Source organism: Paenarthrobacter sp. PPS72 (genome assembly GCF_048537125.1).
In the GTDB taxonomy this organism is placed as follows: domain Bacteria; phylum Actinomycetota; class Actinomycetes; order Actinomycetales; family Micrococcaceae; genus Arthrobacter; species Arthrobacter nitroguajacolicus_E.
The window spans coordinates 80733-104793 of record NZ_JBLYIE010000005.1; the positions used below are offsets into that span (position 1 = coordinate 80733).

Consider the following 24061-nt stretch of genomic DNA (forward strand, 5'->3'; position numbering starts at 1 on the left):
AACTTCTTAGAGTGACGTCTCCAGAGAAATCCCCGTTCTACATCACCACCGCAATCAGCTACCCCAATGGTGTGCCGCACATTGGCCACGCCTATGAGGTCATCGCGACTGATGCCATGGCGCGCTTCAAGCGCCTTGACGGCCATGAGGTGTTCTTCATGACCGGGACGGACGAGCACGGACTCAAGATGCAGCAGTCGGCCGAGAAAGAGGGCATCACTGCCAAGCAGCTCGCTGACCGCAACTCGGCAGCGTTCCAGCAGATGAGCCAAGACCTGGGGATATCCCACGACCGTTTCATCCGCACCACGGATCAGGACCACTACGCCGCCTCGCAGGCCATCTGGAAGAAGATGGAAGCCAACGGCGACATTTACCTGTCCAAGTACGAGGGCTGGTACTCCGTCCGCGACGAGGCCTATTACGTCGAGGACGATACCGTGGTCAAGGAGGACGGTCTCCGCTACTCCAAGGAGACGGACACGCTTGTCACCTGGACGGCTGAGGAAAGCTACTTCTTCCGGCTTTCCAACTACCAGGACAAACTCCTTGCCCTCTATGAGGAACAGCCTGAATTCGGCGCGCCGCAATCCCGTTTCAATGAGGTCATCAGCTTCGTAAGGCGTGGCCTGGAAGACCTGTCCATCAGCCGTACCACGTTCGACTGGGGCGTCCCGGTTCCGGGCGACGAAAAGCACGTCATGTACGTCTGGGTTGACGCGCTCACCAACTATCTGACCGGCGTCGGCTACCCGGACATCGAGTCTGAGTCCTTCAAAAAGTTCTGGCCCGCCGATGTCCACGTCATTGGCAAGGACATCTCACGCTTCCACGCCATTTATTGGCCCGCGTTCCTCATGAGCGCCGGGCTGGAACTGCCCAAGCGGGTCATGATCCATGGCTTCCTGACCAACAACGGAATAAAGATGTCCAAATCCTTGGGCAACGTTGTGGCGCCGCAGGATTTTGTGGCGCAGTACGGCCTGGACCACTGCCGCTACTTCTTCCTCCGTGAAGTTCCCTTCGGGGCAGACGGCAACTACAACCACGAAGCCATTGTGTGCCGCATGAACTCGGACCTGGCCAACAACTTCGGTAACCTTGCCCAGCGTTCGCTGTCCATGGTGGCCAAGAATTGCGACGGCAAGGTTCCGGTTCCCGGAGCGTTCACCCCCGAGGACAGCGCTCTGCTGGCGAAGGCCGGGGAACTGCTGGAGACCGCCCGTGCCGCCTTCGACAAGCAGGAATTCAGCAGGGCGCTCGAGGCGATCTGGACTGTCCTGGGCGACAGCAATGCTTATTTTGCAGAACAGGCTCCGTGGGTGTTGCGCAAGACGGATATAGATCGCATGAACACGGTCCTGTACGTCACCTTGGAGGTTGTCCGCATTGTGGCGATACTCGCCCAGCCGGTCATGCCGTCGTCGTCCGCGAAGCTTCTTGAGGTGCTCGGGCAACCGGAAGGTGAGTCGCGTCAGTTCGCCGCCATCGCCACACCGATCGTTGCCGGTACTGAACTTCCCGCGCCGGCTCCGCTCTTCCCGCGTTACGAGGAACCCGCCGAGGCATAGACCCTCTGTCACATAACAGCCTTAAACATGAAACGCTCTCTCACTTCCTTCCGGTCCAACCGGGCTAGTGAGAGAGCGTTTCTTGTGAGTGCAATGAGGCGGGCGGGCGTTTAGGCGGTGGCCAGTCCCTCCACCGGTGACAACCGTGCCGCGCGCCGGGCAGGAATCACTGAAGCCAGGAGCCCAGCCACCACTGCCACCCCAAAAACCGCGGCCAATTGGAGCCACGGCACTGCGGGAACAACAGTGGCTACGCCTCCCAGGGTTGCTTGCGCGCCGAGCCAGCCGTAGACGATGCCCAAGCCTGCACCCATGATTGCGGCCACACCGGCGACGAGCACCGCTTCGATTGCCAGCATCCCGCGGAGCTGGCCCTTGGTAAGTCCAAGGGCACGGAGCAAGGAGTTTTCCCGCGTCCGCTCCAGGACTGAGAGCGACAACGTATTGGCTACGCCGATCAAAGCGATCACCACTGCAACGCCCAGGAGTCCTGTGACTACCAGCAACAGGACATCGATGATGCTGTTGAAGGTCACCCGCTCAATTGCGGCCCCGCTGACAGTGCGCTCATGTACGCCCAAGGCTGCCGCGATCTCCTTCTGCAGGGCCTGAACCCGGTCCCCGGAGACGGAATCATCCAGTTTCACCCACACCATGCCCGGCGTTTCCGGCAGCGCCCCGGCGGAGATGCTGGAGCTTTCAATGAAGGCGGGCACGTGGCGGGTACGCAGGACTTTGGCATTGAGGGAAACGGCACCGGACGTGGACGTGATGCTTGCCGGGCCTTCCGGAGAATCCTCAGGCAGGTAAACGGTGCCCGGGGACGGCTTCAGGTGGTTATCGCGCACCACGGAAGCGGCCTCGGAGGCGGAGAGACCGTAGACGGTTGCACCGCCGTCGGACGCCACTGCAGTGGTCAGTGTTCCCACTGGCTGCAGGAGCACTGCACCGCTGACACCGTCGAGTCCTTTGATCCGGGATAGTGCTTGGGCCGGATCGGCCCCGTCCACGGCGGTCTCAGCCGATAGGTCCACCGGGTAGTTTTCCGCCAAGGTGTCGTTGAACGCATGCCTGGATGTTGCCGCCCCGGTCATCATGAGTGAGACCAAGGTGACGCCGATCAGGAGCGCAGCGGCAGTAGCGGAGGTGCGGGCAGGGTTACGCGTCGCATTGACTGCGGCGAGTTTGCCAGGCACACCTGCCGGCGCAGCCAAGCGGCCGGCCAGCGCCACCACGGAGGGGATGAACAGCGTAGCGCACAGGAGTATGCCCACAAACGAGGCCGCACCACCGAGCAGCGCAACCAGCAAAGAAACATTCATGCTGCCGTACACCAGCAACGCTGCTCCGCCCAGCAGGGCCACCAAGCCCAGGACCAATCGGACCTTGCCGCGACGATTGCCTACGGAGGCGTCGTCGGCCGGACGGAGGGCGGCAAGCGGAGCGACCGCAGTGGCCGCCTTCGCGGGTACCAGCGCAGCCACGACGGTCAGTAACGTTCCGGCCACCAGGCCGGCAATGATGGCCGACGGCGGTACCGCCAACGTAGCGAACGCCTGCTCAGGCTGGGACTTGGCCCACGCAATCAAGCCGGTCATCAGACCAGTGGCAGCGACCACGCCCAGGACGGAGGAAATGAAACCGACAACGACGGCCTCCAACATGACTGACCCCCGGATCTGTGCCCGGCCGGCTCCCAGGCATCGGAGCAACGCCAATTCCCTGGTCCGTTGAGCCACCAGGACGGAGAACGTATTGGCCACCACCAGGGTGGAAACGAGGATGGCCACGCCAGCGAAGGCGAGAAGGACAACAGTCAGTTGGTCTTGGCCGGCACTGAGCATGGCCACCGTGGACGTGACTTTCTCCTGCGCCGTTTCCAGCACCGGGTCAATAGCCCCTGCTGCTTCCATGCGCCGGGCGATGTAGTCCTTCGCGGTGGAGACGTCTTCCCCGGGCTTGAGTACGAACTGAAGCCCTGAATATCCGGCGCCCGCGTCCTGGACCGCGTTGAGGACGGACGCGGAACCCACCAGCTGGGCAGCCGAGGATGAGAAGGGGTCGTTGGTGGCCTTCATCAGGCCGGAAATGGTCACCTTCGCGGTCTTGACTGGTCCTGCACCCCGCAGCTCCAAGGTGCTGCCGACCGTGAGACCCAGGTGCTCGGCCGTCTTGACGTCAATGACCGCTTCCAAGGCACCCGTTGGCATGGATCCGGAGGAAATCACCACACCCTCCAAGGATGCCGGTGCGGCATTGCGTAGCCGACCGTACTGTTCACCACCGCCAGCCACGAAGGTGACGTAGGTGGAACGTTCGGCATAGCCGTCCTGGACCGCGGGCGACGAAACCGCCGCGTCCACCGCGGCCTGGGTGAACGGTTCTCCGTTCCTGGAGGTAGCCACAACATCGGCATTGCGGTACGCCTCGCCGATGCTCGCGCCCAGGGACGCATTGGTGCTCGCCCCCACCATGAGCGTGGCCGAGAGGAACATGACAGACAACATGACGGCTAGCCCAATGGCGACGAACCGCCGGAAATGGGTGGTCAATTGGGAAAGGGCAACACGCAGCATGCCTTATGCCCCCAGCTTGCCAAGGGCAGCCAGCACGGAGTCCGCCGTGGGATCATGAATTTCGCCCACCAAGCCACCGTCACTCATCAATACCACGCGATCCGCGTAGCTGGCTGCCACAGGATCATGCGTGACCATGATGATGGTTTGTCCCATCTCCTGGCTGCTCCTGCGCAGCAATGCCAGGACCTCTCCGCCAGCTCTTGAGTCCAGGTTGCCGGTGGGTTCATCACCGAACACGACGTCGGGACGCGTCAGTAGTGCGCGGGCAACAGCCACCCGCTGCTGTTGGCCGCCGGAGAGCTCATGGGGCCGGTGCTTCAAACGGTCTTTGAGCCCAAGTGTTGTTACGACGGTATCCAGCCACCCGGCGTCGGCGGTCGTTCCTGCCAGGGCCAGCGGCAGCGTGATGTTCTGCTCGGCAGTCAAGGTGGGCACCAGGTTGAACGCCTGGAAAACGAAACCGATCCGCTCGCGGCGGAGCGCGGTGAGCTGACGGTCGTTAAGCCCCGTCAGTTCAGTGCCGCCCAGCACAATCCGTCCGGAATCGGATGTGTCCAGACCCGCAAGGCAGTGCATCAGGGTGGACTTGCCGGAACCGGACGGTCCCATAATGGCAGTGAATTTTCCGGCATCGAAGCTCACGGACACCTTGTTCAACGCAGTGACGGTGGTATCAGCCCGGCCGTAGCTCTTGGTCAGCTCATGAGCCTCCACAGCGGGACGAGCCCGGGCGTCTTGCGAGCCTGCCGGCCGGTTGGTTCCTGACGGGTGGGGGAGAGACGTGAATGTTGTCATGGTTCCACGCTATGTTTCGGGCCGCCCTGCCGGATCGGGCCAAGGGCCCATCATCCGGAAGGGTTGCTCATACCGTGGTCTGAGCATTAGGTCCCGGGAGCTACAACACCGGTCTCATACGCAATGACTACCACCTGCACCCTGTCCCGTGCGCCGAGCTTCGCCAGGATATGCCCCACATGAGTCTTGACCGTGGCCTCGGAGAGGAACAGAGCCGCTGCAATCTCCGGATTCGATAGTCCCTGCGCGATCAGCTGGAACACCTCGCGCTCGCGGGCCGTAAGGCGATCGACGGCGGCAGCATGCTCAGTCTGCTCCGGAGTCTGGGTCCTCAGCAGTGGCGCCACGTGGTCAAGCAGGCGCCTGGTGGTGGAAGGGGCAATCACGGCGTCTCCGCGGTATACGGTGCGGATGGCCTCGAGCAGTTCTTCCGGCGGTGCATCCTTGAGGAGGAATCCGCTGGCGCCTGCCTGGATGGCGGCAAGGGCGTACTCGTCCAGGTCAAAGGTGGTGAGCACCACGATTTTGACATCGGCCCGCTGAGAACCGGCAGGCTGTGCCGCTGCCTGTTCCAGAATGCGGCGGGTCGCTTCAATGCCGTCCATTCCAGGCATGCGGACATCCATCAGGACCACATCGGCAGCAGTGGCGTTCAGGGCCTGGACGGCCTCGATCCCGTTGCCTGCCTCGGCCACTACCTCAAGGTCCGGCTGTGAATTGATGAGCATGCCAAAACCCGATCGAACCAAGTGCTGGTCATCAACGAGTGCCACCCGGATGGGCGCAGGAACTTCAGGCATGGCTTAGGCCTCCGAATACGGGATAAAAGCGGACACGCGGAACCCGCCGCCCTGTTCAGGGCCTGCGGTCAAGGAACCATCGTAGAGGGAGACGCGCTCACCCATTCCCCGGAGCCCGTTACCGCCGCCTGCCGTGGGCGGATCAGCAGCGGCGCCCCGGCCGTCGTCGATGATCTCCAGCTGCAGGCCGCGGGCCTGCCACATCAAGGTGACACTTGCCGTCGCCTTAGGTCCTGCGTGTTTCATGACGTTGGTCAGGGCTTCCTGGATGATGCGATAAGCCGTGAGTTCCGCTCCGGCCGGAAGGGCCCTGCGGGGTACGCCGATCTGTTCGAATGCCACCTGCAATGTAGCGGCGCGGAAGCCGAGGAGGAGTTCGTCCAGGTCCGAAAGCCGGGGCTGCGGGCGGGTAGGGGAGTCGTCGTCGGAGCGGAGGATGCCCAGCAATCGTCGCATTTCGCCCAGCGAATCCCGGCCCGTGGCTGCAATCGTGGCCAGCGCTTCGGTAGCGAGTTCGGGCTTGGCAGCGGCAGCATACCTGGCCCCGTCTGCCTGGGTGATGATGACGGACAGCGAGTGGGCCACGATGTCGTGCATTTCCCGGGCAATGTGGGAACGTTCATCGGCAGCAGCCAGTTTCCGCTCCTGCATCTGCTCAACTTCCAGTCGCCGTGTGCGGTCCTCAAGGGCCTGAAGCTGTAGCCGGCGTACGCGTGTAAGGTCGCCCAGCGTCCAGCTCACCAGCACCAGCATCCAGATAAGCACGGTATAAAGCGCGCCGATGGTGAGGCCCAGGATGCCGGACTCGACCGTGGTTGAAAAGAGCCGGGTAGTGAGCATGACCCCGCCCAGCAGTCCGGCCAGGAGAACCGTTCGGCTCGCCCACGTGGGGCCGTAGGCAGCTGTGGCGTAGATGACCAACGGGACGGCAATTTGTCCGGCGACGGGTTCGGCGCCCACCGCCCACTGGATGAGGCACACCAGGATCACGACGCCGGCCGCCACTGCCGGGCGGGTGCGTCGCCAGGCGAGGGGCAACAGGAGGCTGCAGGATAAGAGGAACAGCCATGGCCGGTCCGCGATCAGATAGACGGGACCAAAGAGGAGAATGAGGAGGCACGTGGCCGTCATATCAACTTTGAAGCGGTTGATCCGGAACCACTCGTATATCTCGTGCCTTCTGTCCACGCTATGACTCTATGTGCTTGCTCCCGGGTGGGCATCATGCCGTGGTCTGACTCTCCTCCGCGGCACACCTTTACGGACTGTTCGAGGAGTGAGACGATTTTGACCAGCATGTGGATTGCTTGGCTAGATAGAGCTATGAGTGCAACGTCCATCAATCTCGCTGTCATCCCTGGCGACGGCATTGGCCCCGAGGTCATCGCCGAAGCCGTCAAGGTCCTGGAAAAGGCTGTCGCCGCCGAAGGCGTCTCCCTTGAACTGACCAACTACAAGCTTGGTGCACAGCACTGGCTTGAGACTGGCGAGACCCTCCCGGACGAGGTTCTGGCAGATCTTCGCACCCGCGATGCCATCCTCTTTGGAGCAGTGGGCGCAGCCCCGGGCGATACCCGTATCCCTTCCGGCATCATCGAACGTGAGATGCTGCTCAAGCTCCGGTTCAGCCTGGACCACTATGTGAACCTGCGGCCTTCCCGTTTGTACGGCACTGTCGGCAGCCCCCTGGCAAACCCCGGCAGCATCGATTTCATTGTGGTCCGAGAAGGAACCGAGGGTCCCTATGTGGGCAACGGCGGCACCCTGCGCGGCGGCACTCCCCACGAGGTGGCCACGGAAGTTTCCCTCAACACGGCACATGGCGTGGAGCGCGTAGTGCGCGATGCTTTCCGCCGCGCCAGCGAGCGTCCGCGCAAGCACGTCACGCTGGTCCATAAGCACAATGTGCTGGTCTTCGCCGGGCACTTGTGGAAGCGGACAGTCGAGGCCGTGGCCCAGGAATTCCCGGAGGTCACCCACGACTACCTGCACATCGACGCCGCCACCATCTTCATGGTGACCGACCCATCCCGCTTCGATGTCATCGTCACCGACAACCTGTTCGGCGATATCCTTACCGACCTCGCCGCTGCCATCACCGGCGGCATCGGCCTGGCGGCATCGGGCAACATCAACATGGACCGCACGGCACCGTCCATGTTCGAACCCGTCCACGGCTCAGCCCCGGACATCGCCGGACAGCAGAAAGCCGATCCCACCGCGGCCATCCTCTCCGCGGTGCTCCTCCTGGACCACCTTGGCTATTCCACGGCGGCCCGCAAGATCGAGGCGGCAGTAGTCGCCGACGTCGAAAGCCGCACCGGCGGGCCGCGCAGCACAGCTGCCGTGGGCGATGCCATTGCAGCCGCACTTTAGGCCCATTACTCAGGCGTAAGCTTGTGTTGAATTATTTACCTGCTTCCCTGGTCCATCGCTGAACCACACCCTTTTTGGGCCCGGTTCGCCCTGCCAGGTAGCTGACTGTGGAGGAAACATGACTCAGACTGCCCATGGCGTCGAATTCAGCCAGCAGCTTTCGGATACCCCGAAGTCTGCTGAGGAGCGTGCAGCCGTCCTGGCGAACCCGGGCTTCGGCGATTACTTCACCGACCACACCGCCGTCGTTGACTACAAGGTTGACGCCGATGGAAATGGCGGTTGGCAGAACGCCCGGATCGAGCCTTACGGACCCATTTCCCTGGATCCGTCGGCTGCGGTCCTGCACTATGGCCAGGAGATCTTCGAGGGCCTGAAGGCCTACCGTCACGCTGACGGTTCCGTGTGGACCTTCCGTCCTGAAGCCAACGCGGCACGGTTGAACAAGTCCGCGCGTCGCCTGGCCCTGCCGGAGCTGCCCGAGGAGTACTTCCTGGGCGCCATCCGCGAACTGGTGCAGGCTGACAAGGAATGGGTTCCTTCCGGTGATGGTGAAGCCCTTTACCTGCGCCCGTTCATGATCGCCACGGAAGCGTTCCTGGGTGTGCGTGCTGCCCGCGAAGTGTCGTTCCGTGTCATCGCTTCTCCTGCCGGGAACTACTTCGGCGGCGAGCTTAAGCCCGTCTCCATCTGGATCTCCCGCGAATACGCCCGTGCGGGTCGTGGTGGTACCGGTGCGGCCAAGTGCGGCGGCAACTACGCAGCGTCACTGATCGCGCAGCAGGAAGCCGAAGCCAACGGCTGCAAGCAGGTACTGTTCCTGGACCACTTCAATGACGACGCCGTGGAAGAACTCGGCGGCATGAATGTCTTCTTCGTCATGAAGGACGGCTCCCTGGTCACTCCCGCCCTGAGTGGGACGATCCTTGAAGGCGTCACCCGCATGTCCGTCATCCAGGTGGCCAAGGACATGGGCCGCGAAGTTACCGAGCGCAAGATCACCTTGGACGAGTGGCGCGACGGCGTTGCCTCCGGCGAGATCACCGAGGTCTTTGCTTGCGGCACAGCAGCAGTGATCACCCCGATCGGTGTGCTCAAGGACGCCACGGAATTCATCGGCTCCGAGGACGCGAAGGCCGGCGATACCACCATGGCCATCCGCCAGCAGCTCCTGGGTATCCAGACCGGAACCGTGGAGGACACCCACGGCTGGCTGACCCGACTGGTCTAGCTTTCGGCAAACAAAACTTACGACGGCGGTCCTTCCACCTGGCAACAAGCGGAAGGGCCGCCGCTCAGTTTTAGAAAATTTCCCGCTACCGATTTGAACGCCTGTGATGGATACATTCTGAGGCTAATCAGCCTTGTTTGCCGTTGTCCTGCGGGAATGTGAACTGGAGGTCTTTCACCGGACTGTCGAAGGTTCCGCTGGCTGGTGCTGAACTATTGGACTGATCTTTCCTGAGGGTTCCGGTGGCGCGAAGAGTGAATGAAGCATTGAAGTCCTTTGCCTTTGCAGGAACCTCAAAGATGGCATTAACTCCGTTGGAACTGCCGAAGATTCCGCCGGAAGCCTGCTGTCCCTGGTGAGATGTGAGATCTACGGTGAACGGCTCACCGCTGACATTCGTGACGGTTCCCAGAGCAATATCCTGAGTTACGGTGTAGTAGCCGTTGTCGTAACCTTTATCCGGACGCCACTGCATCCCGCTAATGCTGGGGTTGCCGCTGATCTTCAACCAAGTCTTCCCTTCCGGCGCCCAGCCGACTGCCGGGTCGTAGGGAAGACGTTCAGCGGTGTAGCTGGTTCCATAGAATGTCAGGTCGAAACCATTGTTCTTCTCGATCTTCAGGTCCCCTACTTTGCCTGAGCCTGCCGAGGTGGAATCGTAGCCGTCGTAGTAGGTGAGGGCGCTGGACTTTGAGTCGAGAGTACCGTCAGCAAGCGACAATGTCTGTGTCTTGCCTTCGTAGGTGACTGTGAGGGCCAAGTCCTTTCCGTCCCCCGGAACTGACATGGCCAGAGTCCCGCTCTGCGGCTTGCCCACGTTGTAGCTCTTGCCGCCAGCGGTGAAGGCAAGCACTGTTTTGCTCTCCGGGCCGCTCTTTCCCCCGCCGGTGTTGCTCCCTGAGTCCGCGAGACCTAGCATGAGTGAACCGAACTTGTGGCCGTCTCCTGCCTTGCGACGATCCAAAGGGCCGCCAATGCGGTCGGTGACTTTGGGGGCCTGCAGCATGATCATCGCATCTGGCGTGACGATCATCGTAGCTTTCTCCGCATCGGTTGATGAACCAGTGGGGGCTTGCGGACCGGAGTTCTGGATCCAGATGGCCTGCCCCGAATCAGCTGTCTCAGCATCCGGTTCCGGAATGTCGGGGTTGTTCGGGGGTTGCTTTCCATCCGGTCGGTACAGGGTGGAGTTATCGTTCTTCTGGCCTGTGTAGAAACCGGAGTCTTTCTCGGTTCTGATCTTTTCCAACGAGTCTCCGGGGACGGTCTTAAGGGAGACGGTGTCCCAAGTAGTCTCGTCGCTGCCAAGATAGTGGACCGGACCGCAGATGGCCTTGCTGGCGAGCACCTCGCCGTTGACCTGACCGTAGCAGCGAGAACCATCGCCTTCGCTGATGCTGGCTTTCACGCCGTCCGTAACGCTTTGCTTCCAGGCGTCGTCCAGAGCGGCGATCGACTTGTCAAAGCCTTGGACTTCTTTACCGTCGACCCGAAGGGTCTTGCCGGAACACGCAGTTAAGGAAAGCCCGAGAATCAATACTGTGATTGCCGTACCTTGCACGCGTCGCATAACCGGATGAACCATGCTTCCCCCTGGAGATAAATCGAGTGAGTGGAAGAACTCACTACTTACTGGGAGTGTACGATCACATACGTCAAGAAGTGGAAACTGCCGGCAAATAGTCCACTATCTGGATTATTGAGATCCGCGGATCATGCTAGTAGGGCTTGGGATGTGAGTGAGGGGTGTTTCAGTGCCAAGATGGGACAGTGACTTCAGAATCAATGGCGACTTCCGGTAACCCACCCACCAATGACCCACCTTCCCTGCAGCGCAGCAGCGACCTCACCCGTTTCCACTTAGCCCCGAACCCTGGCCCGATGAGCCTGGACGGTACCAACTCGTATGTCATTGGCGCCCCGGGTTCCCCATACGTCGCCATAGTGGACCCGGGTCCTGAAGACGAACAACACTTGGCTGTCCTGGCATCGGCAGGGGTTGTGGATGTAGTCCTTATTACGCATCGGCATGCTGATCATACTGAGGCCTCTGCGCGTTTTCACCGGATCACCGGGGCACCGGTCCGTGCTGTATTGCCGGAGCATTGCCACGGTGGTGAGCCCTTGATGGATGGCGAAGTGCTGACGGCGGGTGGCGTTGAAGTCCACGTGCTGGCGACCCCGGGCCACACATCTGACTCGGTTTGCTTCCATCTCCCGGATGACGGCCCTGCCGGATCCGTCCTTACCGGCGACACCATCCTGGGGCGCGGCACCACCGTGCTGGACTATCCGGATGGCCGGCTGGGGGACTACCTTGCAAGCTTGGACAGGCTGGAAGCGCTGGGGCCCGCAACACTGCTGCCCGCACATGGGCCTGTGCTCCCGGCCTTGGACGGGAAGTGCCGCGAGTACCGTGAGCATCGTGAGCAGAGGCTCGGGCAAATCCGAACGGCGCTGGGACACCTCGGAGTGGAGGCCTCCATCGCGGCGGTCACTGATGCGGTTTATCCCGACGTCGACCCTTCGGTCAGGTGGGCGGCGGAGACTTCCGTCGCAGCCCAGTTGGATTACCTCCGAAGCTGAACCCGGACTGTAGGCTTGAGCCCATGCGTATCGCCCGGTTTGTAGTTGATTCTGATCCCCTTTACGGCGTTGTTGAAGGCGAGCCCGGCAGTGAGGAAATCACTGTCATCAACGGCGACCCTTTCTTCAATGGCGTCGAACGTACCCACGTGAAGCACAAGCTCGAAGACGTACGACTCCTCGCACCGATCATTCCCCGCAGCAAGGTCATTGGAGTTGGCAGGAACTTTGCGGAGCATGCTGCCGAACTCGGCAACGAGGTTCCCCAGCAACCGCTGCTCTTCCTGAAGCCCAACACCTCTGTGATCGGCCCCAACGATCCCATCATCCTGCCTGAGTTCTCGGAGGAAGTTTCCTTCGAAGCCGAGCTGTGCGTAGTCATCGGCAGGATCTGCAAGGACGTTCCCGAGGACCGTGCGGACGACGTCATCTTCGGCTACACCTGCGGCAACGACCTCACCGCACGCGACGTTCAGAAAACAGACCTTCAGTGGGCCCGTGCCAAAGGATTCGACACCTCCGCGCCGCTTGGTCCATGGATCGAAACCGAACTCGACCACGAGGACCTGGCCATTCAGGGCCGGCTTAACGGAGAACTCCGCCAGGATGGCAGCACCAACCAGATGATCCGCGGCGTACGCGAGCTGGTCTCGATCGTTTCGCACGCATTTACCCTGCTTCCGGGCGATGTCATCATGACCGGTACCCCCGCCGGCGTCGGCCTGGTCAGCGAGGGCGATCGCTTTGAAGTGGAGATCGAAGGCATTGGCCGGCTCTCCAACCCGGTGGTTCGCCGCTAGGCTCCCTGCAAAACCTCAAGACGCCAAACCTCGACGGCGGCACTCGCCTCGCACATGAAAGGCGGGTGCCGCCGTCGAACGTTTCCAGCCGGGAAACTGATGCAATCCCAAGCGGTAAAGTTGGAACCACTATGACTACTGCTTCTGCGTCGAACGCTGCCTCCAGCGCCATTCCTGCCGTAAACGCCGAGACTCCGGTCCGCGTACGCTTTTGCCCGTCACCCACGGGAACACCGCACGTTGGCCTGATCCGTACCGCCCTGTTCAACTGGGCTTATGCACGCCACACCGGCGGCAAACTGGTCTTCCGCATCGAGGACACGGACTCGGCCCGCGACAGCGAAGAGAGCTACCACCAGTTGCTGGATGCCTTGAAATGGCTCGGCATTAACTGGGATGAGGGCGTAGAAGTTGGCGGACCGCATGAGCCGTACCGGCAGTCACAGCGTGGCGACATCTACCAGGACGTCATTGCCAAGCTCAAAGCCGGGGGACACGTCTACGAGTCGTACTCCACCCCTGATGAAATCGAAGCCCGCCACAAGGCGGCCGGCCGCGACCCGAAGCTGGGCTATGACGGCTTCGACCGGCACCTGACGGATGAGCAGGTGGCCCAGTTCAAGGCTGAGGGCCGCGAGGCCGTGCTGCGCCTGCGCATGCCGGACGAGGACCTGACGTTCAACGACCTCGTTCGCGGCGAGATCACCTTCAAGGCCGGCTCCGTTCCCGACTTTGCCGTTGTCCGCGCCAACGGCGCTCCGCTCTACACGCTGGTGAACCCCGTGGATGACGCCCTCATGGGTATCACGCACGTCCTGCGCGGCGAGGACCTGCTGAGTTCCACCCCGCGTCAGATTGCGCTGTACCGTGCGCTCTACGCCATTGGAGTGGCCGAGTACATGCCGGAATTCGGCCACCTGCCCTACGTCATGGGCCAGGGCAACAAGAAGCTTTCCAAGCGCGACCCCGAGTCCAGCCTGTTCCTGCACCGTGAGCGTGGCTTTATCCCCGAAGGCCTGCTCAATTACCTGTCGCTCCTCGGCTGGTCCCTGAGCGCGGACGAGGACATCTTCACGGTGGAGCAACTCGTGGCAAACTTCGACATCCACGATGTCCTGGGCAACCCTGCCCGATTCGACATCAAGAAGGCCGAAGCCATCAATGGAACCCACGTGCGGATGCTCGCGCCTGAGGACTTCAAGGAACGGTTGGTACCCTACCTGCGTGCTGCTGGTTTCGTGGGGGAAATCCTTACTCCGCGGCAGGAAGAGATCCTCGCTGAGGCAGCTCCTTTGGTCCAGGAACGTATCACCCTCTTGGGTGAAGCTCCCGAGATGCTGGCTTTCCTGTTCAAGGCCGATGACGCCATTGATGTTGCGGACGATGCCCGCAAGGGGCTTCCGCAGAACTTGGAGGAAGTGCTGGATGCTGCCTTGGCGGCGCTGGAGCCAATCGGGGAATGGACCGCGGAGAATATCCAAACGGCGCTCAAGAAGGCCTTGGTTGAGGACCTGGGTATCAAGCCGCGCGCAGCGTTCGGACCTGTGCGCACCGCCATCTCAGGACGCCGCATTTCACCGCCGCTGTTCGAATCCATGGTGATCCTCGGCAAGGACTCCTCACTCGCCCGTGTCCGCGCCTTTCGCGGCTAGAACCGGATCCAGTCATGGCCATCTCAAGTAGTTTCGGCACCATCCGCGGCGTCCTGTTCGATATCGACGACACGTTGGTGGACCTTGAGTACGCCATGACCACGGCACTCCGTGATGTCAGCGAACATCTCCTGCCCGGCCTGGACCAGGCCGGGTGGGTGAAGTTCGGGCGCATCTTTACGCACGAGACTACTCACTTCTACGACCGGTATCTGGCCGGCGAGTTGACGTTCAACGAGCAGAGGCTGCTGCGTGGCCGGGCAGCTTTGGGACATTTTGGCGTTGAGTTGCAGGACGGCGAGGAGTCCCGGACGTGGGTGGCCGAGTATCACCAGCGCCAGACGGCGTACGTGCGGGCCTTCGACGACGTTGAAGGCGTGCTGGATGCACTCGATGCCGCGGGGATTCCGTACGGTGCCGTCAGCAACAATGTGCATGATTACCAGCGGGCCAAGCTGGACGGTGCCGGCCTCTCCAGGATCAAGGTCCTTGTGGGCACTGACACAGTAGGTGTGCCAAAGCCGGATCCGGCGATCTACCTCGAAGGCGTGCGCCTGTTGGGAACCCGACCGGATGAGACGCTCTATGTGGGCGACAACAGGTTGCTTGATGCCGACGGCGCATCGGCGGCGGGCCTGATTGGCGTGTGGCTTAACAGGACAGGGGAAGCGGTGGAAGACTTCGCCGGACGCCAAGTGGACTCCCTGTCACGGCTGCTGGCCAAGGCTCCTACTCCAGCATAAGAATCGTGTGATGCAGGTAACGGCTTTCCGATTTGTGCAGGTGGCGAGACTCGGGTAGAGTCATTACTCGTGCTGAGGGGCACGGAGGGAAAAGCTGAGGGAAACCAAAGCGCTGAACTCCGGTCCGAAAGTCACTTTGGGATATGGTGTAATTGGCAACACTACGGTTTCTGGTACCGTCATTCTAGGTTCGAGTCCTGGTATCCCAGCTCTGAAAATCCGCATAAACACGCGGAAATTCAGATGTTTCAAGTCGCGGCGTCGATTTGGAGCGAAGCTGAAAGTATGAAATACTCATTCAGCTTGATCGCCGGAAACGGTGATAAAAAGTGCAAGGCCCCATCGTATAGCGGCCTAGTACGCCGCCCTCTCACGGCGGTAACGCGGGTTCGAATCCCGCTGGGGTCACCAACAAATCCCCCGGAACCATGGTTCCGGGGGATTTCTTTTTCCCCGGTTTTGCCCTCTATGCTTGCCTCGCTCCTGAGACAAGGATCTGACTGGCATGATGATGCTGTGACCGCAAATGATGATGAGACGACACCCCGGGCTACCCAAGCTGCCCTAGGCGCGGCAGCCGCCGTCGAGACCTTGGAAGCTGCCCGGGCGGAACTAGCGGCCACAAGCCTTCCGCTCGCGGTGCCGGAGGTGCGGGAAGCCCGTCAGTGGATCCGTGAGTCCCTGGCCCAGCTGGACGATTACGTCATTCCCCGCTATCGCAGCTTGGACGCTCCGTTGCTGGCCGTCGTAGGCGGTTCCACGGGAGCCGGGAAGTCCACGCTGGTCAACGCGCTGATCGGATACCCGGTGACTCGCGCCGGCGCTATAAGGCCCACTACCCGCCAACCCATCCTCCTGCACCATCCTCAGGACGCAGGGTGGTTTGAAGGTCATCGGATACTGCCGAGCTTGGACCGTATTCGAGGTACCGTGTCAGCGAGTCCTTTGCCGGCGCATCAGGCTGGGGCAGCTCCCGACGCGCAGTCCATCACCTCTTTGGTGCTGGTGGGACATGAATCAGTGCCTCAGGGAATCGCGCTCCTGGACGCGCCCGACGTCGACTCCATCTCTGATGACAACCGCAGGCTTGCCGGCCAACTGCTTGCTGCCGCTGACCTGTGGGTATTTGTCACCACCGCGAACCGCTACGCCGACGCCGTTCCCTGGCGACTGCTCCTGGACGCAGCTTCGCGGGACATCACCGTGGCCGTGGTCCTTGACCGCGTGCCCGCTGCAGCAGAAGAGGAAGTCAGGACTGACCTTCAGGCAATGCTCGACCGGCAGGGGTTGGGGGATGCCAAGCTTTTCGTCGTTCCGGAGAGTGCCTTGGATGGGCTGGGGATGCTTCCTGAGGAGGCCGTGATTGCGTTGCGTCGGTGGCTGGGAGCCTTGGCAGCCAATGCGGCCGGACGGGCAGAGGTGGCCCGACGAACACTCAATGGCGCAGTCAAAGCCGTCAGTGTCCGGTTGGAGGGGATCGCAGGTGCCGCCGCGGCCCAGGACGCAGCTGCACATGACCTCCAGGCAACGTGCGTCGCTGAGTACGAGCAAGCCCTGTCGCGCATTCTGGAGGCCACCAAGGATGGAGCACTGCTCCGTGGCGAAGTGTTGGCGCGCTGGCAGGACTTCGTGGGTACAGGGGAGTTCTTCCGGGCACTCGAGCAGAACATCGGCCGGATGCGGGACCGTGTAGGGGCCTTCTTCCGGGGCGAACCGGCTCCGGCCGTGAAGGTTGAAACCGCCATTGAGACCGGGTTGCAGGCAGTGATCCTGGACGAAGCAGCCAACGCAGCCGAAAACGTGGACCGACGCTGGCGTTCTGACCCTGCTGGTAGGGAACTCCTTGGCTCCGATGATCTCTCCGGGACCAGCGAGGGCTTCGACGCGAAGGCCGCAGCAGCAATTCGATCCTGGCAGGAAGGACTGATGGAGATGATCCGCACGCAGGGCCAGGGAAAACGAACCCAGGCCCGCTGGTTGTCCTTCGGCGTCAACGGGTTGGGCGCTGCGCTCATGGTGGTGGTGTTCTCCATGACGGCAGGCCTGAGCGGCCTGGAGATCGGCATTGCAGGCGGAACGGCCGTCGTCGGCCAGAAGCTGCTGGAGGCTGTTTTCGGTGAGGACGCAGTACGTCGCTTGGCCCAGCAGGCCAGGGATGATCTGCACACCCAGTGCCAACGGCTCCTGGATGACGAGAGGCAACGGTTCCTCGACCGCCTCGAAGCCGCCCATCCGGGCTCCGGGGATGAGCTCGCCCGGCACGCCCAAGCAATGCGCCGCTTGGCGGGGGCCGCATGAGCCGCCATGGCCAGGTCCGCGAATCGTCCCGGTTGCAGCGCAGGCTTGAATCGCTCAATACGGCGCGGGAACTGGCCGAAGGGGTCCTCCCTGACCCGGATCTGCAATCCGTGTACGAGGTCCTGGAGCGTGCCACGTCCCGGCGGTCGTTGTCGGCAGGGCACACTGTGGTGGGGTTTTTCGGAGCGACGGGTAGCGGAAAATCGTCATTGTTCAATGCTGTGTCCAACAGCGAACTCGCAACTGCCACTGCGCGGCGCCCCACAACATCCGCACCTTTGGCAGGCATCTGGGGCGAGGAAGGCAGCGGACCGTTGCTTGACTGGCTGGACGTCAAAGAGCGGCATACCCTCCCGCCGGTTCCAGGGCTCGCGGACGAGCAGACTGGCCTGTTGCTGCTGGATCTTCCGGACTTCGATTCCACCAGGGTGGAAAACCGGGAAATTGTCCAGCGAATGGTGGGCATGGTGGATGTCCTGGTGTGGGTTCTGGACCCGCAAAAGTACGCTGATGCCGCGGTGCATAATGACTTCCTTCGACCCATGGCCTCCCACGGTGCAGTCACGCTGGTTGTCCTGAACCAGGTGGACAGACTCAGTGCAACCGACGCAACCGCCGTGATGCAGTCTTTGGAAGGCATTCTGGAGCGGGACGGGCTGGGCAAGGTTCGGGTCCTTAGTGCCTCAGCGCTGACCGGCGACGGCGTCGCTACCCTCCGCGGGGCCATCCGGAACGTGGTGGTCCAACGGGAGGCGACAACACAGCGCCTGGCAGCAGACGTGGCCAAGGCCGCAGGGGAACTCACCCGGGCCTCCGGCGAGGGCGAAGCCCGCGGCATCAAAGGCAGCGCGAAAGCCCGCCTAGCGTCAGAACTCTCGACGGCGGCAAACGTACCAGTAGTGGTGGATGCCGTGCAGCGATCCTACAAGAGGGAGTCGGCCAAGAGGACCGGATGGCCCGTCACCCGGTGGCTGTTGCGTTTCCGGCCCGATCCATTGCGCAGGTTGAACCTGGGTAGGGACGACACCAAGCCTGAGCTGAGCCGGACCTCGCTGCCTCCTGCGGGCGCGCCCGAGCGGGCGAGGACGGATGCGGCCGTCAGGGACTTCGCCGACGAGGCCTCCGCAGGAGCACCCGGTCCTTGGCGTGCAGCTATCCGCAGTGCCGCAAGGGACGGGCGGGAACAGCTGCCTGACGCGTTGGATCAAGCTATCGCAGGCACTGACCTGTTGGCGGGCAAACGTCCCCTGTGGTGGATCCTGTTCAATAGCCTCCAATGGATTGCGCTTCTGCTTGCACTTGGCGGCCTCGGATGGTTGGGGGTGTTGGCCGTCCTCGGTTACTTCCAGATGCCGGTGCCCGAGGTGCCCCGAACGGAAGGGTGGCCGTGGCCTACCCTCATGGTCGCCGGGGGAGCGGTGCTGGGGATTGTCCTTGCCATCATCGGCAGGATCCTTGGAGGCTGGGCTGCGCGGGTCAGGGCGTCCAGGGCAGCGAAGCGCTTGAAGGCCGCGGTGGCATCAGTTGCCGAACAGAGGATCGTGGAGCCTGTGGAAGTGGAAATCACTCGCTTGAAAGCGTTCAACGCGGCGCTAAAGTCTGCGCGCTCGGGTTAGCGACAGCAACTTGCAATCGGCAGCTCAGAGGGCTGCGGCTGCGTCCCTGACTTTGATGAGCGTGCGCAGGTTCCTGGTAGTAGTGCCGGCTTTGTAGCGCGCCTTGGCCGAGAGCTTGCTGAACGGGCTATCCAACGTCCCACCGGCAGGGGCCAGCCAAGCGGAGGCTTCCGGGCCAAGCCTCACTTGTTCCACTCCACCCAGAGCTTCGCCTGCCTGGAAGAGTTCATCAAGCATGGCTGTATCCGAGGCAAGAGTGATGTAGCTGTGCGTGGATTTGTCATCCGCCGGGTACGGGCACGCGTCTACCAATTCCCCAACCCTCGCCGCGGTGAGGACAACCACCCAGGCGTCGTAACCAAACCTGTCCCGTAGGCATTTCTCGAACTGGGCCTTGACTTCCTTGGCGCTGAGTTCGCTCTGCAGTACCACGTTCCCGCTGGCCAGCAGCGTTTTGACCTTGGTGAACGGGCAGTCCTTGAGGGCTGAGGTCAGCTCAGCCATCTTGATGTTGATGCCGCCTACGTTGATGCCGCGAAGGAAGACGGCGTAGCTGCTGTTCACGTCAGTCGTTATTCTTGCGAAGGGCTTCAGTCAATACCCGGGCGGCGTTGCAGACCACCTCGGCGTGAAGGCGGCCGGGCTGGCGGGTGAGGCGTTCAATCGGACCTGAAATGGACACAGCCGCGATGACCCGGCCTGACGGTCCACGAACGGGGGCTGAAACCGAGGCGACTCCGGGCTCGCGTTCGCCGAGGCTCTGACCCCAGCCCCGGCGTCGTACGCCTGCCAGGACGGTGGGCGTAAAGCGGGCGTTTTGCAGCCCTTCCAGGAGGCGGTCGTGGTCTTCCCACGCCAGGAGGACCTGCGCGGCGGAGCCGGCTTTCATGGAGAGCTGTGTGCCCACAGGAATGGTGTCGCGCAAACCGATGGGACGTTCGGCGGAGGCCACGCAGACACGCCAATCGCCCTGGCGGCGGAAGATCTGCGCGCTTTCGCCGGTTGCGTCGCGGAGTTGAATGAGGACGGGGCCTGCGGAAGCGATGAGCCGGTCTTCACCAGCGGCTGAAGCAAGTTCAACCAAGCGGCTGCCCAGGACGAAGCGTCCTTGGATATCGCGGCTCACAAGGCGGTGGTGTACCAGTGCCAGGGCGAGCCGGTGAACTGTGGGCCGGGCAAGGCCGGTGGCAGCTACAAGTTGCGCGAGAGTCGTGGGCCCTGCTTCAAGAGCATCGAGTACTTGGGCCGCTTTATCAATGACCCCGACTCCACTAGAATTGTCCATGTAATGATATTGCCGTCTCAATATCTGAGATGCAAGTTGTTTCACTGGCCTATTTTGCGGCGGTGCTGCTTCAGTGGAACAAGAACAACGCAACAAGCCAACCGCAGTGAAGGGAGCAAGGCCGTGGGAAAGACACTGGCCGAGAAAGTCTGGGACGCGCACGTAGTGCGCAAGGGTGAAGGCGAAGGAGCCAATGCCCAGCCGGATCTTCTCTTCATCGACCTGCACCTCGTCCACGAAGTGACGTCCCCGCAGGCGTTTGAGGGCCTGCGACTGGCTGGCCGGCAACTCCGACGGGTCGACCTCACTATTGCGACGGAGGACCACAACACTCCTACGCTGGACATCGACAAGCCAATTGCGGACCTGACCAGCCGCACACAGATTGAAACCCTGCGCGCCAACTGCAAGGAATTCGGCGTCCGGCTGCATTCCCTCGGTGACAAGGAACAAGGCATCGTTCACGTCGTGGGACCGCAGCTTGGACTCACGCAGCCGGGCATGACCGTGGTCTGCGGCGACTCCCACACCTCCACCCATGGCGCCTTCGGTGCCTTGGCCATGGGGATCGGCACGTCCGAGGTGGAGCATGTCATGGCCACCCAGACGCTGTCTTTGAAGCCGTTTAAAACCATGGCCATCAACGTTGAAGGCACGCTGCGTCCGGGCGTCACCGCCAAGGACATCATCCTCGCTGTCATCGCCAAGATCGGGACCGGTGGCGGCCAGGGTTATGTTCTCGAGTACCGTGGCTCTGCCATTCGTGCGCTGTCCATGGACGCCCGCATGACCATTTGCAATATGTCCATTGAGGCCGGCGCCCGTGCCGGTATGGTGGCTCCGGACCAGACGACATACGACTACATGCAGGGCCGCCCCCACGCGCCGGAAGGTGCCGACTGGGATGCTGCCGTCGAGTACTGGAACACGCTGAACACGGACGCCGACGCGACCTTCGATGTCGAGGTCGACTTGGACGCCGATACCCTGGAGCCGTTCGTGACCTGGGGTACCAACCCGGGCCAGGGTGTGTCGTTGTCTGCCAAGGTACCGTCGCCGGAGGACTTTGGCGACGAGAATGCCAAGGCAGCTGCCGAGCGCGCCCTGCAGTACATGGGCTTGGAAGCCGGCACCCCCATGAAGGACATCCGCGTGGACACCGTCTTCCTGGGATCCTGCACCAATTCACGCATCGAAGACCTGCGCGCCGCCGCCGACATCATTCGGGGCCGTACAAAAGATCCCGACGTCCGCATGCTGGTGGTACCCGGTTCCGCCCGTGTGCGCCTGGAGGCGGAAGCGGAAGGCCTGGACAAAGTTTTCAAGGAGTTTGGCGCAGAGTGGCGTTTTGCCGGATGCTCCATGTGCTTGGGCATGAACCCGGATCAGTTGGAACCGGGGGAGCGCTGCGCCTCAACGTCCAACCGCAACTTCGAGGGTCGCCAGGGCAAGGGCGGCCGCACGCACTTGGTCTCGCCGGTCGTGGCTGCAGCTACAGCTGTCCGGGGCACGCTGAGTTCGCCTTCGGACCTTGAGTCCGCTGCCGCAGGCACACTGACCGGAATCGCAGTCTAGGAGGATCCCATGGAAGCATTCACCACCCACACCGGCATCGGCGTTCCACTGCGCCAGAGCAACGTGGACACAGATCAAATCATCCCCGCCGTGTACCTCAAGCGCATCACGCGCACCGGCTTTGAGGACGCATTGTTCGCTGCTTGGCGGAAGGACGAGTCCTTCATCCTGAACCAGGCCCCCTTCAATGCCGGCTCCGTACTGGTGGCAGGCCCTGATTTCGGTACCGGCTCATCCCGTGAGCACGCTGTTTGGGCGTTAAAGGACTACGGTTTCAAAGCCGTTCTGTCCTCCCGGTTCGCCGACATTTTCCGCGGCAACTCCGGCAAGCAGGGGCTGCTGGCAGCCCAGCTGGCGCAGGATGACATCGAACTGATCTGGAAGGTCCTGGAAAACCAGCCCGGAACTGAAGTCAAGGTTGACCTGGTCTCCAAAACGGTGGAGTGCGGCAACGTCGTTGCGCCGTTCGAGATTGACGACTACACCCGTTGGCGTCTTCTGGAAGGCTTGGATGACATCGGCCTGACCCTCCAGCATGAGGCAGACATCACGGCGTACGAGGCCACCCGCCCGTCCTTCAAACCGAAGACGCTGCCTGTAAAAGTGGATGCCCTGTAGCCACGAATGTGAGGTCACAAGCCTGCGGATAACGGACCGGCGGGCCCCCTTCGGGAGGGCCGGCCGGTCCTTTTTCGTCGGTCTCGGGTTGGAGCCCGATACGCGGGTCGCCGGGCGGTTCCATTTCGGATCGGTAAAGCGAGCTTCTATGCTTAGCTGGAGCCTTTGTAAGTTTGGGGGGCGAGTAGTCGTGAGGAAACCGGTATAGATGAGTAGTGTTCTGACAATCCGCGGTGGCGTCCCGTTGACAGGGCGTGTGACCGTTCGCGGTGCCAAGAACCTGGTGCCCAAGGCCATGGTGGCGGCGTTACTGGGCAGTGAACCATCGGTGCTGAGGAACGTGCCGGAAATCAAGGACGTCGAGGTTGTCACCAGCCTGTTGCAGTTGCACGGCGTGACCGTTGTGAAGGATCCCGTCTCTGGTGACCTCACCCTGGATCCCAAAGATGCAAAGACCGCCTCCAGCACCGCAATCGATGCGCATGCAGGCGATTCGCGGATTCCCATCCTGCTGTGCGGACCGCTGATCCATGCGATCGGCGAAGCCTTTATCCCGGATTTGGGGGGTTGCAAGATCGGCGACAGGCCCATTGACTATCACCTGAACGTGCTGCGCCAGTTCGGTGCCGTGGTGGAAAAGCGGCCGGGGGGCATCCACATTTCCGCCCCGAACGGTCTGCATGGAGCCAAGATTTCGCTGCCGTACCCGTCGGTCGGTGCTACCGAGCAGGTGCTGCTCAGCGCAACTCGTGCGGAGGGCATCACGGAACTCATTGGCGCGGCCACGGAACCTGAGATCATCGACCTCATTGCGGTCCTGCAGAAAATGGGCGCCATCATCAGCGTCCAGACCGACCGGACCATCCGGATTGAGGGCGTCAGGGACCTTCGTGGCTACAACCACCGCGCGCTCCCGGACCGCAACGAATCCGCGTCCTGGGCCTCTGCGGCGTTGGTTACCCGCGGCGATATTTTTGTTGAGGGCGCTTCGCAGCGCGACATGATGACGTTCCTGAACACCTACCGCAAAGTGGGTGGCGGAATGGACATCGGCGACGACGGCATCCGCTTCTACCACCAGGGCGGCAAGCTCTCCCCGCTCGTCCTGGAGACGGACGTCCACCCGGGGTTCATGACGGACTGGCAGCAGCCCCTGGTGGTTGCCCTGACACAGGCCGAGGGCGTCTCCATCGTCCACGAGACTGTCTATGAGAACCGTTTCGGATTCACCGAAGCCCTCGCACGGATGGGTGCGAACATCCAGGTGCACCGCGAGTGCCTGGGTAGTGTTCCCTGCCGGTTCGGACAGCGCAACTTCCACCACTCTGCAGTGATTTCAGGTCCCACTCCGCTCAGGGGCACCGACATCGACATCCCTGACCTCCGGGGTGGTTTCAGCCACCTCATCGCTGCGCTGGCCGCTACGGGCACTTCACGCGTTACGGGCATCGACATCATCAACCGCGGTTACGAGCGCTTCACTGAGAAGCTGGCCGGTCTGGGCGCCGATTTCGATATCACCACCACCAAGTAGCG

At 62.0% G+C, this 24061-nt stretch carries 19 protein-coding genes and 2 tRNA genes; 14 read left to right on the top strand and 7 right to left on the bottom strand.

Features of this window, described 5'->3' with window-relative positions:
• The first annotated feature begins 11 nt into the window (after positions 1 to 11).
• Positions 12 to 1571 carry a methionine--tRNA ligase gene (metG, locus tag ACLRGI_RS03175; protein WP_419200268.1) on the top strand — a complete coding sequence of 520 codons (1560 nt, stop codon included), beginning with the start codon at positions 12 to 14 and terminating at the stop codon, positions 1569 to 1571.
• Between the two features lie 110 nt (positions 1572 to 1681).
• Here metG and ACLRGI_RS03180 read toward each other — a convergent pair whose 3' ends face one another.
• From ACLRGI_RS03180 to ACLRGI_RS03195, 4 genes are all read right to left on the bottom strand, one after another.
• Positions 1682 to 4147, bottom strand: coding sequence for an ABC transporter permease (locus tag ACLRGI_RS03180; RefSeq protein WP_419200269.1), 2466 nt, complete (start codon positions 4145 to 4147; stop codon positions 1682 to 1684).
• Between the two features lie 3 nt (positions 4148 to 4150).
• A complete protein-coding gene (locus tag ACLRGI_RS03185) occupies positions 4151 to 4945 on the bottom strand; it encodes an ABC transporter ATP-binding protein (RefSeq protein ID WP_419200270.1) in 795 nt (264 codons plus the stop codon).
• Between the two features lie 86 nt (positions 4946 to 5031).
• Positions 5032 to 5745, bottom strand: coding sequence for a response regulator (locus ACLRGI_RS03190; RefSeq protein WP_419200271.1), 714 nt, complete (start codon positions 5743 to 5745; stop codon positions 5032 to 5034).
• A gap of 3 nt (positions 5746 to 5748) precedes the next feature.
• On the bottom strand, positions 5749 to 6933 hold the full coding sequence (locus ACLRGI_RS03195; protein ID WP_419200272.1) for a sensor histidine kinase: 1185 nt from the start codon (positions 6931 to 6933) through the stop codon (positions 5749 to 5751).
• A gap of 135 nt (positions 6934 to 7068) precedes the next feature.
• Here ACLRGI_RS03195 and ACLRGI_RS03200 point away from each other — a divergent pair, with 135 nt between their 5' ends.
• On the top strand, positions 7069 to 8121 hold the full coding sequence (locus ACLRGI_RS03200) for a 3-isopropylmalate dehydrogenase (RefSeq protein WP_419200273.1): 1053 nt from the start codon (positions 7069 to 7071) through the stop codon (positions 8119 to 8121).
• Between the two features lie 118 nt (positions 8122 to 8239).
• Positions 8240 to 9352, top strand: coding sequence for a branched-chain amino acid aminotransferase (locus ACLRGI_RS03205; protein WP_419200274.1), 1113 nt, complete (start codon positions 8240 to 8242; stop codon positions 9350 to 9352).
• Between the two features lie 127 nt (positions 9353 to 9479).
• On the opposite strand, the gene ACLRGI_RS03210 is transcribed toward ACLRGI_RS03205, so the two are convergent.
• Positions 9480 to 10937, bottom strand: a complete 1458-nt coding sequence (locus ACLRGI_RS03210; RefSeq protein ID WP_419200275.1) for a hypothetical protein — start codon at positions 10935 to 10937, stop codon at positions 9480 to 9482.
• A 200-nt stretch (positions 10938 to 11137) separates the two neighbouring features.
• On the opposite strand from ACLRGI_RS03210, the gene ACLRGI_RS03215 reads away from it, so the two are divergent.
• From ACLRGI_RS03215 to ACLRGI_RS03250, 8 genes are all read left to right on the top strand, one after another.
• Entirely contained in the window at positions 11138 to 11938 is an 801-nt protein-coding gene (locus tag ACLRGI_RS03215) for an MBL fold metallo-hydrolase (RefSeq protein WP_419200325.1), read from the top strand.
• A gap of 23 nt (positions 11939 to 11961) precedes the next feature.
• Positions 11962 to 12738 (top strand): fumarylacetoacetate hydrolase family protein, encoded by a 777-nt coding sequence (locus ACLRGI_RS03220; protein WP_419200276.1) that lies wholly within the window; start codon positions 11962 to 11964, stop codon positions 12736 to 12738.
• A gap of 131 nt (positions 12739 to 12869) precedes the next feature.
• Positions 12870 to 14390, top strand: a complete 1521-nt coding sequence (gene gltX, locus ACLRGI_RS03225) for a glutamate--tRNA ligase (RefSeq protein WP_419200277.1) — start codon at positions 12870 to 12872, stop codon at positions 14388 to 14390.
• Between the two features lie 14 nt (positions 14391 to 14404).
• Positions 14405 to 15133 carry an HAD family hydrolase gene (locus ACLRGI_RS03230; protein WP_419200278.1) on the top strand — a complete coding sequence of 243 codons (729 nt, stop codon included), beginning with the start codon at positions 14405 to 14407 and terminating at the stop codon, positions 15131 to 15133.
• Positions 15134 to 15270: 137 nt separating this feature from the next.
• Positions 15271 to 15342 (top strand) — tRNA-Gln (locus ACLRGI_RS03235).
• Between the two features lie 126 nt (positions 15343 to 15468).
• Positions 15469 to 15544 (top strand) — tRNA-Glu (locus ACLRGI_RS03240).
• 105 nt (positions 15545 to 15649) lie between these two features.
• Complete coding sequence (locus ACLRGI_RS03245; protein WP_419200279.1) at positions 15650 to 17431, top strand: dynamin family protein; 1782 nt, start codon at positions 15650 to 15652, stop codon at positions 17429 to 17431.
• Positions 17428 to 19047 carry a GTPase gene (locus ACLRGI_RS03250; RefSeq protein WP_419200280.1) on the top strand — a complete coding sequence of 540 codons (1620 nt, stop codon included), beginning with the start codon at positions 17428 to 17430 and terminating at the stop codon, positions 19045 to 19047. The genes ACLRGI_RS03245 and ACLRGI_RS03250 overlap by 4 nt, the downstream gene beginning before the upstream one ends.
• A gap of 24 nt (positions 19048 to 19071) precedes the next feature.
• On the opposite strand, the gene ACLRGI_RS03255 is transcribed toward ACLRGI_RS03250, so the two are convergent.
• Together ACLRGI_RS03255 and ACLRGI_RS03260 are read right to left on the bottom strand one after the other, a co-directional pair.
• Entirely contained in the window at positions 19072 to 19611 is a 540-nt protein-coding gene (locus ACLRGI_RS03255; protein ID WP_419200281.1) for a DUF1697 domain-containing protein, read from the bottom strand.
• A gap of 1 nt (position 19612) precedes the next feature.
• Positions 19613 to 20332: an IclR family transcriptional regulator gene (locus ACLRGI_RS03260; protein WP_014922101.1), complete on the bottom strand. Its 720-nt coding sequence runs from the start codon at positions 20330 to 20332 to the stop codon at positions 19613 to 19615.
• Between the two features lie 123 nt (positions 20333 to 20455).
• Here ACLRGI_RS03260 and leuC point away from each other — a divergent pair, with 123 nt between their 5' ends.
• The 3 genes from leuC to murA all read left to right on the top strand — a co-directional run bounded on the left by leuC (position 20456) and on the right by murA (position 24059).
• A complete protein-coding gene (gene leuC, locus ACLRGI_RS03265; RefSeq protein ID WP_419200282.1) occupies positions 20456 to 21907 on the top strand; it encodes a 3-isopropylmalate dehydratase large subunit in 1452 nt (483 codons plus the stop codon).
• 9 nt (positions 21908 to 21916) lie between these two features.
• Positions 21917 to 22525 (top strand): 3-isopropylmalate dehydratase small subunit, encoded by a 609-nt coding sequence (gene leuD / locus ACLRGI_RS03270; RefSeq protein ID WP_419200283.1) that lies wholly within the window; start codon positions 21917 to 21919, stop codon positions 22523 to 22525.
• A gap of 208 nt (positions 22526 to 22733) precedes the next feature.
• Positions 22734 to 24059 carry a UDP-N-acetylglucosamine 1-carboxyvinyltransferase gene (gene murA / locus ACLRGI_RS03275; protein WP_419200284.1) on the top strand — a complete coding sequence of 442 codons (1326 nt, stop codon included), beginning with the start codon at positions 22734 to 22736 and terminating at the stop codon, positions 24057 to 24059.
• Positions 24060 to 24061 lie beyond the last annotated feature (2 nt).